This window comes from Microcoleus sp. A003_D6, from assembly GCF_036702825.1.
In the GTDB taxonomy this organism is placed as follows: Bacteria; Cyanobacteriota; Cyanobacteriia; order Cyanobacteriales; family Microcoleaceae; genus Microcoleus.
This window is the reverse complement of record NZ_JAUBWA010000001.1, coordinates 31,934-49,068: the sequence shown is the minus strand read 5'-3', so window position 1 is coordinate 49,068 and position 17,135 is coordinate 31,934. Positions and strand designations below refer to the sequence as shown.

10 protein-coding genes are annotated in these 17,135 nt (G+C 45.1%); 1 reads left to right on the top strand and 9 read right to left on the bottom strand.

From position 1 onward, the window contains the following. Positions 1-141: 141 nt before the first annotated feature. The 9 genes from QUB70_RS00215 to QUB70_RS00175 all read right to left on the bottom strand — a co-directional run bounded on the left by QUB70_RS00215 (position 142) and on the right by QUB70_RS00175 (position 15,068). Complete coding sequence (locus QUB70_RS00215) at positions 142-798, bottom strand: Uma2 family endonuclease (RefSeq protein WP_332977711.1); 657 nt, start codon at positions 796-798, stop codon at positions 142-144. Positions 799-879: 81 nt separating this feature from the next. After that, positions 880-1,587, bottom strand: a complete 708-nt coding sequence (locus tag QUB70_RS00210; RefSeq protein WP_332977710.1) for a Uma2 family endonuclease — start codon at positions 1,585-1,587, stop codon at positions 880-882. Between the two features lie 188 nt (positions 1,588-1,775). Then, entirely contained in the window at positions 1,776-1,901 is a 126-nt protein-coding gene (locus QUB70_RS00205) for a hypothetical protein (RefSeq protein ID WP_332977709.1), read from the bottom strand. Next, a complete protein-coding gene (locus QUB70_RS00200) occupies positions 1,898-2,698 on the bottom strand; it encodes a glycosyltransferase family 2 protein (protein ID WP_332977708.1) in 801 nt (266 codons plus the stop codon). Before QUB70_RS00200 ends, QUB70_RS00205 begins: the two co-directional genes overlap by 4 nt. A 3-nt stretch (positions 2,699-2,701) precedes the next feature. Beyond that, positions 2,702-4,417 (bottom strand): hypothetical protein, encoded by a 1,716-nt coding sequence (locus QUB70_RS00195; protein WP_332977706.1) that lies wholly within the window; start codon positions 4,415-4,417, stop codon positions 2,702-2,704. Between the two features lie 344 nt (positions 4,418-4,761). Further along, positions 4,762-6,768 (bottom strand): chromosome partitioning protein ParA, encoded by a 2,007-nt coding sequence (locus tag QUB70_RS00190; RefSeq protein WP_442927659.1) that lies wholly within the window; start codon positions 6,766-6,768, stop codon positions 4,762-4,764. A 52-nt stretch (positions 6,769-6,820) separates the two neighbouring features. After that, complete coding sequence (locus QUB70_RS00185; RefSeq protein WP_332977703.1) at positions 6,821-9,826, bottom strand: peptidase domain-containing ABC transporter; 3,006 nt, start codon at positions 9,824-9,826, stop codon at positions 6,821-6,823. A 140-nt stretch (positions 9,827-9,966) separates the two neighbouring features. After that, a complete protein-coding gene (locus QUB70_RS00180) occupies positions 9,967-10,716 on the bottom strand; it encodes a peptidylprolyl isomerase (RefSeq protein ID WP_332977701.1) in 750 nt (249 codons plus the stop codon). A 545-nt stretch (positions 10,717-11,261) separates the two neighbouring features. Further along, entirely contained in the window at positions 11,262-15,068 is a 3,807-nt protein-coding gene (locus tag QUB70_RS00175) for a glycosyltransferase (protein WP_332977699.1), read from the bottom strand. Positions 15,069-15,437: 369 nt separating this feature from the next. Here QUB70_RS00175 and QUB70_RS00170 point away from each other — a divergent pair, with 369 nt between their 5' ends. Further along, the gene (locus QUB70_RS00170) at positions 15,438-17,111 is read left to right on the top strand and encodes a methyltransferase domain-containing protein (RefSeq protein WP_332977697.1); all 1,674 of its coding nucleotides are present in this window, start codon (positions 15,438-15,440) and stop codon (positions 17,109-17,111) included. The last annotated feature ends 24 nt before the right edge of the window (positions 17,112-17,135 follow it).

Below are 17,135 nucleotides of genomic sequence, written 5' to 3'. Positions count from 1 at the left end.
AATTAATTTGGACAACTAAGCTGTTGTGCATTTAAACCACTAACGAGGCCTGTAGGGTGCGTCAGCTAGAACACTTACGCTTACAAGGGAAACGAGAAAGGGCTGACGCACCCTACAATACTATTTTAAATGCGTAACAGCTTATTCTGGTTCAATTCCCAAAGCCCGCAACTGATTCGCTAATCGATTGGCCCGCTCCTGTGCTTGCAGTGCAGCTTCCTCTGGTGTAGCAACTAACTCACCATCGGGGGTAAAATAACGCAATTTCCTATCGTGAATTCCCAGATATAATTCTAGTACCTCACTCCACAATCTACCAAATTCATTGGCAAGGATAGCTTGATATTCTCGACCGATTAAACGAAAACCGCTAAACTCTAAATTTTCAGGATCGAACCAAAAGTATTCGGGTATTCTCAACGATTTTTGATATAATATCTTTTTTTCGTTGCGATCGACTGTGGCGGTAGAATTGGCAAGTAATTCTATAATTATATCTGGATATCTACCATTTTCTGCCCAAGCCACCCAAGAATAGCGCGGACGTTTTTCGGTATTCTTAATTACAAAAAAATCCGGACTGTTAAAATTGCGATCGAGCAATTGTTTGCGACTGTAATAAAACGTCAGATTTGCTCCAATAAAATAATTATTGCGTTCGCACCAGTGCCATTCCAAACAGGCGACTAATAATGCTAATTGCATATAATGCAAGGAACTTTCCATTCCCAGTTCCTGACTTTCAAGTTGACTGGTATCTGGCATTAAATCTGCCATTTCTTGGGCTGTAAAAACCATGACTTAATCCTCCCAATTTGGTATGTCTTTTAACCCAAACTTTCCTCAAAAGTGAATCATCTTGTCAATCAATTTTGACAACTACTCTGGTTCAATTCCCAAAGCCCGCAACTGATTCGCTAAACGCTCGGCTCGCTCTTGGGCTTGTGCAGCTTGCTCTTGGGCTTGTGCAGCTTGCTCTTGGGCTTGTGCAGCTTGCTCTTGGGCTTGTGCAGCTTGCTCTTGGGCTTGCAGTGCAGATTCCTCTGGTGTAGCAACTAACTCACCGTCTGGGGTAAAATAACGCAATTTCCCATCATGAATTCCTAGATAAAATTCTAGTACCTCACTCCACAATCTACCAAATTCATTGGGAAGAATAGCTTGATATTCTTGATTGATTAAACGAAAACCAGCAAATTCAAAATCTTCAGGGTCGAACCAAAAGTATTCGGACGTTCTGAATTGATTTTGATATAATATCTTTTTTTGATTGCGATCGACTCTGGCGGTAGAATCCGAGAGTAATTCTATAATTATATCGGGGTATCTCCCGTTTTCTTCCCAAATTACCCAAGAACGACGCGGACGTTTTTCTGTGTTTGTTATCACAAAAAAATCCGGGCCGCGAAAATCCCGATTCCGCAATTGTTGCTGGCTGTAATAAACCGTCAGGTTTGCTCCAACAAAAAAGTCGTTGCGTTCGCGCCATTGCCATTCCAAACAGGCAACTAATAATGCTAACTGAATATAATGTAGGGAACTTTCCATTTCTGGCTCATCACTTTCAAGTTTACTGGCATTAGGCATCAATCTTGCCATTCGTGGGGCTGTAAAAACCATGACTTAATCCTCCCAATTTGGTATATCTTATAACCCAAACTTCCCCATCGCCTATCTCGTCAAATTATCCTTGACTATCCTACTTTTTAGCGTATTCACCATTATAATCAGGAAACTCGATTTTGTAGGCAATCTGCGAGGCGATCGCAGAGTTGCTATTCATGAATTTTTCCATCTCGCGAGAATATGGCAGTTAGGATGACGATTAACCGATCGCACTTATTATCTCCGATCTGCATCAAAGTATCAATAGCTGCGGTACCAACATCAGTAGTCATCATTCCTTCGCCGTCAAAACTTCAGTCCTGGACTTTGGCAACAAATCTAATTTCAATTCATTCATCTTTCTAGTCCGGTGGTAGTCGCCGCGAGAGAGATGTTTTTCCAGCCAGACATACAAGACAATAAACAAATATCGACTGCCCATCTCTTTTATTTTCAGCTTAGAAATACCCGCAGTCCGATTGTACCACCTCAGAGGAATTACCGTATAGGAAAAACCCCTAACAATTGCTTTTAGAGGCAGTTCGACTGTCAAATTAAAATGATGGCTCAAAATTGGTTGTACGCCTTCAATTACTTCTCTGCGGTAGAGTTTAAAAGCATTGGTGACATCGCTGTACCGCAAGCCGAAAATACTTTTGACAAACCAGTTTGCTAAGCGGTTAATTGCTAACTTGTGAATTGGATAATCAACCACAAAGCCGCCTTTAATAAAGCGGGAACCGAAAACGCAATCATATCCTTCTTGCAATTTGCGGTATCCTGCTACCAAATCTATCGGATCGTCGGAAGCATCCGCCATCACAATTGCCGCAGCATCTCCGTCAAATTCCGCCAAACCCCGGCGCACGGCAAATCCGAAACCGTTGGGAGGTTGATTGTTGATGTATCTAACTGTAGGAAAAGTCTCTGACAACTCCTGGCAAATATCAATTGTTCGATCGACACTATTGTCATTGACAATCAAAATTTCGTGCGGAATGCCTTCTAAATCGAGCGTCTGGGCGATCGCCCGCACAGTACCTTCCAAACAGCCCTCCTCATTGTGGGCTGGTATAATCACAGAAATTTTCACTCCTCATCCTCCGCGCAACTCGACAAATTGGTTGTCCACAGGATTATACACCCAAGCTTTAATTTCAGTTTGGGCGATCGGCAAATTATTATCCGACAAATCAACAGCCCACCTTGCATTATTGTATAATTCAGATTTTAAACTCTTAGCTATGTCCGGACTGTCCAAATTTACATAAGCGTTAGCAAAAAAAGATTGTTTATCGCCCAGAGATAGCAGTACAATATTCGGCTGTTGCACTTTTTCTGGCAAAACCGCCCAACCAGCAGCCTTAACATAATCATTTTGCTTAACAGTCAAGGATTTATCGCTATTTTGAGGTTTGTCTAAATAGCCGTAAACTTTCTCGGTATTAGAAATAAACTCTACATTGTTCGCGAACTTTCTCCAACCTATTTTGTCGATAATTGCAGCGCCTTCTCTCACCAGCCAAGTTTTTTTGCTCAGCACCCTCAAACAGCTTTCCGGCGAATTATCAAAAAAATCCGATGGTTCCAGATAGTTAATTAACTGCAAACAATCTTGAGCGCCTTGTTTGTAAAGAAATGCCGAGCGAGATTGGGCGATCGCCTGTTGAGAGTTAACAACAATTATCCCTATTAACAGCCCTACAACTACCTTATAAGTAAATTTATAATTACCTTTGGACGTTGCTTTTGTTTGTTGATATTGACCTCTAACAAATAATTGCCCTAGCTGAACCAAAGCAATTAATAGCAAAATCGAATTAGTCGTATATCTAGACGATTCTATCGCCTGAAGCGATCCAAATTGCGCCCTACCCGCCGTAATAAACAGAGCCGATAAAACCGAAAACAAACCTATTGACAGCCAAGGTAAAGCCTCACGATTCTCACTAATTTTTCTCCCAAAGTGGAATCCCAAAAATAAGAAACTTGCAAATATTAGTACCCCTACCAATGCCGAAATTCCCGACAATCGAACAAGTGGCGAACCCAGCAAACTCAAAAAGTAATCAATTACCACTAGGGGCTTATTCAACAATGAAATAATACTTGTTTTCCGACTGGGATGATAATCAATGGAATAAACAGCACAAGTTGCCACCAGTAGCAGCATCCATACAATAAGTCTTTTTCGTTTCTGGGCTGCATTTCCCTCCACAGCCACCACAGCCGGAATTGCCGCCAACCAAGACAGCAAGCCTTGAGCCAGCGAAAAACTAGCAATAAAGCAGAATACAGCAGCAATAGAGATTCTAACATTAGGCAATAATTTGTGAGTTGAAATCAGCGCATAAACCGCAGCTACTAAACACAAATTAACTAAAAACCAAGCAATTTGAAATCCCCAAAGCCAGTTTTCATGCTGAACAAGGGAGAAAAGCAAAATACCAGTGAAAATATTAGCTAGATGGAACAAATTATCCTCAACATTCTTAACCTGCATTGAGGATAACTTGTACGTAGCGATAAAAGTTATCGCCGCCAAACCTATACTGAGACACAACTGATAATTGATATTCCATCGGGAAGCAAAAGCCAGCACCGCAATAATTATTTTAGGAAATACGATCCGGTGGTTGCTGTGCAAAGCCCAAAAATCGTTGAAACTTACATTTCCCGCAGCTATTTTCTCAAAAAGGCTGGCTAACCTCCACTCGTCATCTATGGGAACGTTAACGCTAAAGTTAGCTACAAATCCGATTAACAGGACAACAGGAATCAGATAGAACGTAAATAAAATAATTTTTTTCATAAATGTGCGATCGCACCAATTGCCATCACAATTTTATCTCAACCCAGCTTAAATACCCCGTTTATTTATTAGGATCGCGAATTAAATAACTTACAATTTTAATTGTTATTGTGGGATGGGCGGGAGAGCCCGTCCAAAAAGGGCGGGACGCCCAACCCCTACTCCCCACTTTCAAGAGTGTAAGTTATTTAATTCTCATTTCTTAGTCTCTTAGAGAGGCACTTCGTTTGACTCTCGACAGCGCTTTCAACCGCCGAGTTTTATCAAAGCTAGAAACCCGGTTTCTTCAAGAAACCGGGTTTCCGAACACCCTAAAAGTCTCGCGTTCAATTCGGTTAACCGAATTACTTAACAGTCTTGAACGTATCCAGCTTCCCAGTAAACCTGTTGATAAACATCTGCAAAACAGTCCGCTTGCCGATATTGATATTAGAGCTTACTGCCATTCCCGACTGCAAATTAACCTCCACTTGATCGGGCTTGTTTTTATTCAAAATAAACTTTTGATTCTTGAGCTTAATTTTGGTTTTAAAAGCGTAGTATTTCCGCAGTTCAGTAGGAGGCTCAGCATCGCTGCTAATCTCTATAACTTCACCCTCAGCAGTACCAAACTCCATCGCCGGGAAAGCTTCTACATTCACTTCCACAGGCACACATTGGTATTTCGTCAAACCCAGTTTCTCTCTGTTAATTTCCTTCTCTGGACAAACGCAAATTTTACCTGTTTCGCAGTCAATCTTTTCTCCATCTAATTGTTTGCCGTGATATGGTTCCAATTTTTCCCGCTTCTGTCTCAAAGCATCTAATACCAGAGCCACATTGCTGTTTTCGAGGTAAACCACAGCTTCCAGACCGTTTTCGTCATCCAAAACCTTGAGTAGCTTCTCAGTTTGCTGCGCTTCGTAATAAGCTTCTTCGCAGCGTGCGGGACGCGGTTCGCCCGGTTTCACCACCGAGTTAATAATGGATTGGCATATCGGATCTTTCGCTATATCCAACTTAGCATTCTCCTTCTTAGAAGGTTTCAAATCGAAGATAACGCCGGATACCGGAGCCTTCAGAATTTGAGTATCGCGGGTTTGCTGCGCTTTTTCTAGCTGAGCGTTCACCTCGGACAGCTTTTTCAGGTTTTCCACTTTGAAGCGGCTTAACTGAGAATCGCTGCTGGCAATTTGTTTCTGGTTTTCAGCAATTTTGGTGTAAAGTTCTTTTGCCCAGGAATCCTTGGTGTTTTTCAACTGTTCTTGGGCGCGGCTGATGGACTCCTGAATGCGCGCTTGCTCTCCTTGCTGGCGCTGTACTTCAGCACTAATTTTTTGAATGTCACCTTGACGCGCGTTAATTTCGCCTCGGCGCGTATTTATCTCACCTCGGCGCGTGTTGATTTCACCTTTACGGGAGTTGATTTCACCTTCGCGCTGCTTGATTTGATCTTGCTGTTTGAGAACGTCGCTTTGGCCTCTAAAAACATCTTGTTCCTGTTTTTCTTTTTGCAGTTCAGCGATGGCTCCTTGCTCTACCAGGGGGCCGAGTCTGCCTAAAATGTTTTGATTCGACTTCAATACTTGTTGGGATTTCGCTAACTGTTCGTCCGCCAAATCTCTCTGAGCCAGGGCAGATTTTACTTGCTCTTGCGAAGAACTTAACTGCTGCTGAGCATAATTTAATTGGTTCTGGGCAAAACCCAGTTGTTGCTGTGCCACTGTCATTTGATCGCCGGCGGCTTTCTCAGCATCCTCAGCTTGCTTCAGTTGTTTTTCCAACTCCTGAACTTGCCCTTGAGCGGCAGCGACGCGAGACAAAAATTCCGATCGATAATTAACATAAAGTCCTTGCTGAGCAGCATCAAAATTTCCGCTGGCTCCCCTGTTGAGGTACAGTTCGTCAATCAAAGCTTGCAGCACTTGATTTTGTGCCGTCAGGCTCTGTCTGTCCTTGATTGTTGATTCTAGGTTAGAAGGAACAGCGCCTTGAATTTGGCCGTTGACAACATCTTCGTAAAATTTATTTTCCTTTTCCAGAGCTTCTTTAGTTTTCTGGATCGATGTCAAATCGGCACTGGGTGCAAGGGGGTTGAAAGTGAGCAGAGGCTGGTTCTTTTCCACACGATCGCCATTTTCAACGTGAAGTCTCACCACAGCGCCCGTAGCAGGTGCTTGGATGTCTCTAGCACCATCTTTGAGTTCCAATTGGCCTACAGCGGGGACAGCTTGCTCTACGCTAGCAAAATAAGCCCAAACTACACCAGAAGTGGTCATCAGCATGATCATCCACAAAAACAAGTGCGACCAAATCGCTGGTTTTTCTAGAATGACTGGTTGTTCAGAAAGTATTATCGATTTCATAGCCATTTGTGAGTTTTCAGTTGTTAATTGTTAGTTATCAGTTGTGAGTTGTGAAATATCAGGTATTCGACGACTCTTGTTGTTGGAAGAGGCAGTAGTAACGCCCTTTAAGAGCCATTAATTCTTTATGACTTCCCTGCTCGACTACAGAACCTTGATCCATCATAATAATTATGTCGGCGTTTTGGATTGTAGTCAGGCGGTGAGTAATGAAAAACACCGTGCGGCCGGCGAAAGCTTCTGCTAAGTTATTGCAAACTTGGCGTTCGGAATGGTAGTCGAGGGCGCTTGTAGCTTCGTCCAAAATCAGCAGTTTCGGGTTTTGCAAAATCGTGCGGGCGATCGCGATCCGCTGCTTTTGACCCCCAGAAAGCGAAGATCCTCGCTCTCCCACTACTGTATTGTAGCCAGCAGGCAAGCCCATAATAAAGTCGTGAGCCACCGCTAATTTCGCAGCTCGCACAATCTCATCCGTACTCGCATCTGGATTGCTCAGAGCAATATTTTCCTGTACCGAGCAGTTAAACAGCAAAGTATCTTGCAATACCACCCCAAGTTGGCTGCGGAGCGAGTACAGTTCCACCTTAGCAATGTCATAGCCGTCAATAAATATCCGGCCCGACAGCGGGGGATAAAGACGCTGCAACAGCTTCATCGCCGTACTTTTACCGGAACCGCTTCCCCCCACAATTCCCACAAAACTGCCAGCGGGAAATTCCAAATTCACATTAGCCAATTGCAGCGGCCCGCTCTCCAAAAATCGGAAGGAAACCTCCTCATAGGTAACCTGCCCTTGAATTGCCGGCAGCGGGATATTGCTGCGGTCTTCATCGCTGGTTTCCGTGGGATTATCGACGATATCCTTAAGCATATCGATCGACATCGAGACTTCTTGGAAACTCTGCCACACGCTCACAAAACGCAGCAGCGAACCCGTCACGTTCCCCGAAATAATTCGGAAAGCAATCAACTGACCCAAAGTAATCTCATTTCCCAGTACCAAATAAGCTCCCACCCACAACTGAGCCAAGTTACCCACCTGGTTTAAAAAGCTGCTAATCGTACCGGCCGTAGTCCCGGTGATAATTGTTTTAAAACTGGCTGTAATGTATTTTGCGTAGCGGCTCGACCACTCCCAGCGGGATTTCAATTCAATATTTTGAGCCTTAACAGTTTGAATCCCGCTGACTACTTCCACTAGATAAGATTGAGCGTCAGAAAAACGCATATTTCTCTGTTTGATCAGGCGCAGCACCAGCGGATTGATTAGAACAATCATCAGCCCCAGTATCGGTACCACTGCCAAAGATACTGCCGTTAGCTGCACGCTGTAGGAGAGCATCACGGCGACATAAACCACCGAAAATACCGCATCGAGAACCACTGTCAGAGCTGTACTCGTCATGAATTCCCGAATCTGGCCCATCATGCTGAATTTGTAGACCAAATCTCCGACGCGCCGATTGTCAAAGTAATTTTGGGGAAGCCGGAGCAAGTGGTCGATTACCTCCGCACTCAATTTAACATCGATGCGGTTTGAGGTATCTATAAACAAAAAGGTACGCAAACCGTTGAGCAGTCCTTCAAACAGGGCAACACCTAACAGAAACGCCCCCAAAATATCCAAGGTGTCAATGCTGCGCTGACCTAATACTTTATCAATAATTACTTGGCTGATTAAAGGGTTGGCAAGACCGAATAACTGTACAAAAAACGAAGCGAGCAACACCTCAAAAAACACTGTCTTGTGTTCCATCAGCGCCGGCACAAACCACCAGAAGCTGAACTGCTCTTTTTGTTCGACTTGCGGAGCTTGCAGCAGCAGGACTTCTCCCTGTTCGCCCCAGATTTCTTTAAACTGAGGTATCCGCTTCCGCATCAGCCCCTTTTCGGGCGTGGCCATCACCAATTCTTGCTCGGTGATGCTGTAAATAATGGCAAAGCTGGTTTCCCATTTAATCATTACCGGCGCTTTGATGCGGTTGATGGCTTCTGCTGGCACTTGCGCCAATTGAGGCGTGAGGCCGATGCTTTGGGCGATCGCCCCGCAGGCTTGCATACTGATAGAACCAGCAGTTTTTAACTGATTTTCTAGAACTTTGCGGATGATATCTCGACGAAATTTGAGGCCGAAATACTTGCTCAACATTTGGAAGCAAGCTAGCGGGGCGTCAATCTGCCCTTTGGCGCGGAAAACTGGGTATCTCGCCGCATCCTTTGGTTGGTCTGTTGTGGGTTCTGGCGGACGCTCTGGGGCGATCTTAATGTCGAGCAATTTTCCGAGCGGCTGCGGGTCAGAGCCTGCTGCCTGTGTCGTGCCATTTAATGGGTCTGGATCGGGTTGGGGTGCTGGGGGTTCCCGGAAGCCAACCAAGCGGGCGCCGAGGCGGCCTTCTACTTTTAAGGATTTGGCTGCGTTTTCCACAGAGAAGCGGCTGCCGGTGGGAAAGTCGCCCAAGACGCCGCTGCTGACGAGCCAAACTCGATCGGCATCTAGCTCTTTGGCGAGGTCTTGAGTTTTTTTGTTGCCGTTTGGCACGTTGACAACTGTCGCGTCTTGCCAAGCTTGCAGGGTGAGTTCCTTGAGATTGGAAGTGCCGTCCGCTTGGCGCTGCAATTCCAGGCTCAACAGTTCAAATACTTCGCTCAAGGAACAGTGTTCGCGAAAGGCTTCTCCAAAGGTCGGCTGTTTTTCCAGTACGCTGAGGAAATCTTCGGCAGGTAGGACGATCGCGATCACATCTGTAGAGGCGATCGCCGTTTCGCAGGGAACCCCCCTGAGCAAGCCAGCCCAGCCCAGGATTTCCTGCGACTGCACCAAGCGCAAACTTACGTGGCGCTGCGACCGCTGGTCAAAGCCCAGCAGCCGGGCCTGGCCTTGATAGATAATTGCCACCTGAGTCGGCATTTTTTCCCGTTCAAACAGGGGTTGCCCCGTTCGGTAGCCGAGGAGTTGGCATTTAGCCACCAAGGCTGTCAGAGCCGTCTCTGACAGTCGGTCAAAGGGAGGTGTTTGACCTAGGAAATCCTGAATTTGGGAGAGGGAAACAGCGGAAGAAGTCATCCGATTTTAGATTTTAGATTTTAGATTTTAGATTTTAGATTGAAGCAACTGCCTGTACCGTCCGCAGGTTATCAGGATGCGGAGTTTTTATGTGTCTCCACGGCCGCGCGACGGGGGCAACTGACCCAATTGCTTGATTGTCATGATATTGAAGACACGGAAGAGAGGGGCTGTAGCGGGCCTATTTTCGATATCTGTTCGGCGACCCAGCTTTCAAAGAGTTCGTTAATCAAGTGCAGCCGCATCGATTCATCGAGCTGGGCCGGCATGAACTTTTCTAGTCGAATAATTACCATCCATTCTGCCAGAGGACGCGGCGTCCAGAGTTGATTTGGCTGGCTGACGGACAAAAGTTTGCTGATTGCCGGGTGGGGCTGCGAGAGGGGGACTGGGCCCAACAACCCGCCGGACTTGGACTCTGGGCCTTCGGAAAAGTCGCGGGCCACTTCGGCAAAGCTTTGTTCTCCTTCGAGAATGCGAAAGTAAAGTTCGTTTGCCAGTGCTGGATTTTTGGTGCGTACCAGGGAATAGACTACGTGGTCTAGGCTGGCTTTGCGGGTTAAAAAATAATTATCTACTTTCGGTCTCCAAGTTTCTTGCTTAAATTTTTCGATCAGCAAGGGCCTGGAGGCCATCTCTTGAAGTTCTTCTTCCGTCATGTTTTGGCTGCGCAGCCAAGCTTCTTTGGCTTCGGGGGCTGTCAGTTGGTGCTGTGCCAGAAAATCAAGGGCGGCGGAGTGGCGTTCTTCGTCGCTGCAACTAAAGGATGCGATCGCTTGGTCTACTATTACACCCCGCAAAAATTGCGGCATTAACTGGTACCGCTTCAGGAGCGATGGCATATCCTGAGCTTGAAGTAATTTATCGCCTATTTGAAAAAGTCCTGTCATCAGAAAAATGGGTAGAAACCCCGTCCTTCTAGGACGGCTTTACAGTTACCACTACTGCCTTGGGGTTGCAAGGGTTCGGTGTGCTTTTGTTTTGTACTTTCAGCGGGACAGTTACCGCCTCAAACCTCTCAACCCTGTACACATAGTGTTTTGCTCTTGCGAGCCTCCCTTGCGGGGTAATGTTAGCTTCGCCAATGTTTTTAGGGCTTGTTAGACTGAAAGCACTGTTCCAGTGACCTTAGAACTGTTTAACCCTCAGCGATAGAGCGGAAAACTAGCTACGCATTCTCCGGTATCGTGACCCAAAAAACGTAGACTGAGAAAGTCTTAGGCTGGTCAGGACGGCTTGCTAGATTTCTCTTTCAAGCCTCACGCCTTAAGGCTGAGGTTCCTGACTTTTTTATCTCCAACTGACTTGCGCTTCCCCTTTTAATTTAGCTGTGGCAGGAAAAGAGCGACAACTACTAACCCCTCAATCTCCCGATGATAGCAGAGCCTCGCCGGGCTAGCGCTATTGTTGTCTATTTCTTGACGCTTGGCTCTCCCTAGGGGTTCCTTTCAAATAGTTTGCCTATTCTCTCGGAGTAAGCGCGACTGTCAAGAAATTTGGGGTTGGCCGCCACTTTTTGTTGGACTCGATCCCGATAGCGTTGGCGCAGTTCTGGGTTAGTTCCCAGTGCTGTACTCATCTCTATATAAGAGTTCTCGCTGTTTGCTACCAGTTCCGGAAGCAGCAGCTCTCGGAGCACTGCTGCCGATTGTCGCGATCGACCTGTTTGCCCTTCTCTTGCCACTACAGGCAACAGGGCCAACAGCGGTTCTACTAAGGAGCCGGCACCGCTGTCTGGATACGAGTCTAAATATATATCAGCTAATTCCAAACATTTTATGCAATCTGCACGATTTGGTAGCGCTCTTATCACAACTACCCGCTTTTTGTCAATCCCAGATTCCCCAAAGAGCGATCGAATTTGGTTGTAAAAAGTCACCGTCGGATAGTTTTCTGGGCGGGAACAAAAGGGATACAAAACTAAAATAGAATTCGGTACGCCGGCAATAATTTTTGCCCAAGTTTCTCTCAATTCTGGGATAATTGTAAAAGCCGGAGCGCCCGACATGAACACTACAGATTCATCAGTGGCTCCCCAACTGCTGCGAGTCGGTTCAACTCTGGCAGGTGCTGATTCTACAGTAGTAGGATAGCTGAAACAAACTCCCGAGCCTTCTAAAGTAATTAATTTTTCGCGATACTGTGCTGCTGCACCTGCGGGCAATGTCAAATCTCCGGCAATAAAATAATCGATATTTCGGGCTCCGGTGGTGGCGGGGGTTGATGCAGCGGTAGCCATTTGCACTCGCGCTAGTCGGTGCAGGCACAGCAGCGCGCTTGGTTGGGAAGTGTCGGTAGTATTGGTGCACATTAGCAGAATATCTAAATCGTGCGATCGAATTTCTCGGACTTGATTTGGCAAATCTTCCGGGAGTTGCACCAGTTTGTCGGCGCAATTTTCGCAATATTTCCCCAGTTTCTCGTCTTGTACCTGGAAATTGTACACAATAATTTCAAATTTGTTTCTGTCTAAATATTCAAAACTCGAAATTGCAGCACGACTCTCGAATTGATCGCTAATTTTCTCAACCAAAAAGCCCACTCGGATTTTAGTTCTTTCAGGTTCTCTTTGAAGAAAATTCCAGTCTACTTGACAGCCGATATTTTTCAAATAAAATTCCAGAACATCAGCTCGCTGACTCAATATATTGAGCAAATTTGCCTCGCTCAAATACAAAGCTTTGAAGCTAACATTTTTTGCAATAAATGCCGCCAAATAACGCCAAACTTCAGAAGCGGGAAAACTGGCGATATTAGCAGCGACGTACTCGATTAACTGCTGGAAATATTCAAAGTACCTTTCAACTTCCCACTTTTCTTGGAAATAACTGGGAGACTGAAATAAGAATTTCAGAAAGTCGTCAAAAAACCACTGGGGAATTGCTGCATTTTTATACTCTAGGGGCAACTGATAAGCATCGCGGTACAGCATCGCTGCGAGGAGATATTGAATCTTATCGGCAATTTCCTCTCCTTCAGCAAGTTTCGCGGATAACTGCTGGACAAAACTTTGTTCTTCCTCAGTTAAAGTTTCATTTTTGAGGCCGCTATCTAGTAGCAATTTATGAGCTTTTCCCGTTTCTCCCAAGTAAGCATTTTCCAATTTACCGAGGGGAAAATTCAGCCAATTTCTAGCTATATGTTGGCGGTATTGCCGCAGTTGCGCGAGAATAGACTGGTTTGATGGCGATTTTTTGTACTGATCAACCAGTGCTGACAAGTCAGATATACGAGGCTGGGTTCTTAATGCCAATTTGTGGCGAATTGTCTGTTGAATTTGTTGATTCAGGAAACTGTAATCTGGACTATTTAGTAGTTTATTGTAAAATCTGACTACATCCTTATGATTTTCCCCAGCAGCGAAGTTTTTCCAAGTTTGTTGTTCGGGATGAATCCGCAGTGACGAGAGTTTTTCCTCTACAAACCCGATGTGATAATTTCCCATGATTCGCCACCACATATCTAAATCTACATACTGAGATAATCCTGAATCAAATAATCCAATTTCGGTAAATACTCGGGCGGCAATTAAGACGGTACTCGGTTCGCCAATTTTGTTTATGGGGTTGCTCAAGCAGTTAGTATCTGCCAGTAATTCTTTTCCTGACTGAATTGATTTTAAATTAGACCAATTTTTGTGCAAATTTTTAATTGATTGGGAAGCTTTCAGCAAAATTGGGTTAGATTCATCTTCAGCTATGGTGATGCCGCGCGGGGAGAAAACCATACCTATTTCTGGATTTTGTTGGGCGAGTGCGACCATTTTCTCAATACATTCTGGTTCGAGCAAGTCGTCTTGAAACAGAAATTTAATGTATTCACCTTTTGCTTGGGATATGCAGAAGTTCCAGTTTTGTGATAAGCCGTAGTTGCGGTGCAGTACGATGCGGAAATCGGCGGATGTTTGCGATTGGAAGGATTGGGCGATCGCAATTGTGCGGTCTGTGGAGCCGTCGTCGGATACAATCAGTTCTATGTTAGGGTAAGTTTGGGCGATCGCACTTTTGATTGCTTCCTCAATAAATGCTTCTCCGTTGTATGTCGGAATACAAATACTAACTAAAGGTGGTGCATTTTTTACTGTTGTCGCTACCTGAGATGGCTTTTTTCGTATTCCGCGCTCCAAGCTTTTGAAATTATCTGTAATTTCGGCAATATATTCGAGACGGTTTTGAATTTTCCTCCCGACAACTTGTGGAGTCAGTAAAGTCTGAATTTCCTCAGCAGCTATTCTGCCAACTTGCTGAGCTTCCCGGTAATTGTTGAAGACATGACTCATTAAATCAGCAGCGTGTTCTGTATCGGGTTCTGCCCACATATTACCTTTTTTGTAAGGCCCGCAATCTGCTGCAATTGGGACTAACTTGTATTTTACTAAAAAGCTGTTGCCGGCATTCATAAATTCTGTATTTGATGAATAGCCTGTGGCAATTACTGGTTTGCCGTAAAACATGGCTTCAGCCATTGTTAAGCCGAATCCTTCGCAGCGGTGCAGCGATACGTAACAGTCGCAATTGTATAGCAAACCGTTGATTTTATCTTTGGATAAATACCCGTCTAGATGTTTGATATTTGAATTATTTGCTATGGCTGAGTTTAAGGATGCTCGCTCCTCTGGAAATTTGTTTGAATTAGAAGATTTGACCGTCAATAATACGCGGTCATCTTCGCCAAAAGCTTGTTTAAACGCTTGAATTACCGCTAAAGGATTTTTGCGCTCAATGCGGCTAGAAAAGTCGAATACAAACAAGAAAATAAATTTATCTTTAGGTAAATCCAGTGCTTCTCTGTTAAGGGAATGTGCGGGGAGAGCAATACTGGGCATGATTTTGATGACGGGAATTGGCGAGACTGCGGAAATTGCCTCGGCGCAATAGTTGCTGTAAGTCCAGATTTCGTGAAAGTGATTAAATGCTGGCTGCCATTTCGGGGGAAATACGGGAAGTTCCCAGGCCCAAAAGCCGATATTGTATTTGTTTTCAAAATAGCTGGAACCTGTATGTTTGATAAAGGTTGCAACTTCATCGGCGTTGACTTGAATTAAGTTTACGGGATGGGGATTGTCTTGGCTAAAGTTTTGATAGGTGGTATCTTTTTTCCGGTGGGGACTGCGGGTAAAATTGTTAATATTGAAGGGAATGTTGGCGGCTTCTGCGGCTCTGATGTTTGCTCGGACACCTTCTCCTATGCCAAATTCGCCGTTGATGTAGCCGGCGATGTTAATTCCTAAATTTGAGTTCATAGTTTATAATGTATTCGGCAAATTGTTGTGTGGATTTTTTGGGAAAAAGCAGAATTAATTGATAATCTCAATTGCGCTAAAGGAGGGTAGGTGTTGAGAATAAATTATAATTATGCCCAATATTTGCTAACATATCGCCCTCCTTGCACGATTGGTGAACAAGATTTAAATGAAATACTCTTGACGCTTTTGACCCAAAGCAAGAGAAGAGAAAAGAGAAAGAGTTCGCAACGCCAGAATTTAATGCTTGACAAATGTGCCGATCGCCATTGTATACTGGCATCGCAATGCTAACCTTCGGCTGGTCGTCTGTTGGCATGGGTTGCTCTGTTTTATTTTACGATAAACTAATCAGGAATTTTAGAGAAAGTGATCGATCGCGCCAACCACGATTTCTTGAAGCTGCTACCGCCGGATGCTAAAGTCATTGTCGAAATTGGCTGCGGTACGGGTTCTACGGGCGAAGAGTACAAGCAGATAAATCCTCACTGTCAGTATATTGGCATTGAGCGCGATCGAGAAAAAGCTAAAATTGCAGTCGATCGGCTAAACTGGGTGACGGTAGCCGATGTTGAAGAAATTGCCATCGAAAGTCTCGACATCGCTCCAGGAACTGTCGATTGCTTGATTTTCGGGGACTTGCTTCCCTATCTCAAAAATCCCTGGGATGTCCTCAAACAGTACACTGCTTTGCTGCATCCAGAGGGGCAAATTCTCGCCCGAATTCCCAACGCTCAATACTGGCGGCGAATTGTCAATCTGCTGCGGGGACAGTGGGAAAATCCCGACAGCAAGATGCAGCACTGGTTTACCCTAGAAAGTATTAAATCACTATTTGCTGGAGCCGGATTGCAGGTTTATGAATTTCAAGGAAAGGGACACAAAACCGAAAATTTTGTCCGCTTTCAGGAATTGCTGCATCCAATGGTAAAGGCTTTAGAGCTGACATCGAGCAGTTTTGCTACGGAAACGGGTGCTGAACATTATATCGTGCGATCGACCAAATCGACCGTACCTCCGCGCAGACTGCTGATTCAGACTATCATTATGGCTCCTACAGGGTGCGATCGCGTGCGAGTTTTGGAACCGGACAAATTTAGCGCCACAATTCCCGGTGTCCGCACTGTATCCGGCGTGAAAGCAGCAGAATTAATTCCGCCGCTGTCTGGAGAAGAAAAAGTCTTCATCTGGCAGCGGACAATCATGCAATATCCCGCCTACATTCCCAAACTCAAAGAACTGCTGCAACAAGGCTATTTAATAGTAGCTGAAATTGACGACAATCCCGTCCGCCGCCGCGAATACGCTGACAATAATTACCTCAGCTATCGCGGCTGTCACTGCGTGCAAACTTCTACAGAACCCCTAGCCAAAATTTTGCGGCACTACAATCCTAATGTTGCCGTATTTCCCAATCAATTAGCTTATCTACCTCCGCCGCGAATCTATCCGGCAGAAGATACAGTCACAATCTTTTTTGGTGCCCTCAACCGCGAAAAAGATTGGCAGCCGATTATGGCAGCGCTAAATCGAGTTTTAGTGGCACACAAACACCGGATTCGAGTTAAAGTAATCCACGACAGCAGATTTTTTGAATCCTTAAAAATACAACAAAAAGAATTTGAACCCTTTTGCAGTTACGAACGGTATCAAGAAATTATGTACAGTTGCGATATCGCTTTGCTGCCGCTCGTTTGTAACCCGGTTAACGAAATGAAATCTGACTTAAAGTTCATTGAATGTGCAGCGCGGGGAGTAGCGGTTCTGGCAAGTCCCACTGTGTACGAACATTCGATTGTCGAAGGTGAAACCGGGTTAATTTACAGACATGAAAAAGAGTTTGAAATCAAGCTGAATTCGCTGATCTCCGACACTTATATGCGCCGGGAAATAGCCGCGAATGCTTGCGAATGGGTGCGGGACAACCGCTTGCTGTGCGGGCACTACCGGCAGCGGCGAGATTGGTACTTACAGATGCGGGACGAGTTGCCGCGTTTAAATGCTGAGTTGCGCGATCGCCTGCCGGAGTTATTTGGTGACTAAATGCGGTAAGATTTATAGGCGTTA

Coding starts and splice junctions, on each gene's coding strand:
- QUB70_RS00215 (WP_332977711.1), bottom strand. CDS start 798: ATGGTTTTTACAGCCCAAGAAATGGCAGATTTAATGCCAGATACCAGT.
- QUB70_RS00210 (WP_332977710.1), bottom strand. CDS start 1,587: ATGCCTAATGCCAGTAAACTTGAAAGTGATGAGCCAGAAATGGAAAGT.
- QUB70_RS00205 (WP_332977709.1), bottom strand. CDS start 1,901: ATGATGACTACTGATGTTGGTACCGCAGCTATTGATACTTTGATGCAG.
- QUB70_RS00195 (WP_332977706.1), bottom strand. CDS start 4,417: ATGAAAAAAATTATTTTATTTACGTTCTATCTGATTCCTGTTGTCCTG.
- QUB70_RS00190 (WP_442927659.1), bottom strand. CDS start 6,768: ATGGCTATGAAATCGATAATACTTTCTGAACAACCAGTCATTCTAGAA.
- QUB70_RS00185 (WP_332977703.1), bottom strand. CDS start 9,826: ATGACTTCTTCCGCTGTTTCCCTCTCCCAAATTCAGGATTTCCTAGGT.
- QUB70_RS00180 (WP_332977701.1), bottom strand. CDS start 10,716: ATGACAGGACTTTTTCAAATAGGCGATAAATTACTTCAAGCTCAGGAT.
- QUB70_RS00175 (WP_332977699.1), bottom strand. CDS start 15,068: ATGAACTCAAATTTAGGAATTAACATCGCCGGCTACATCAACGGCGAA.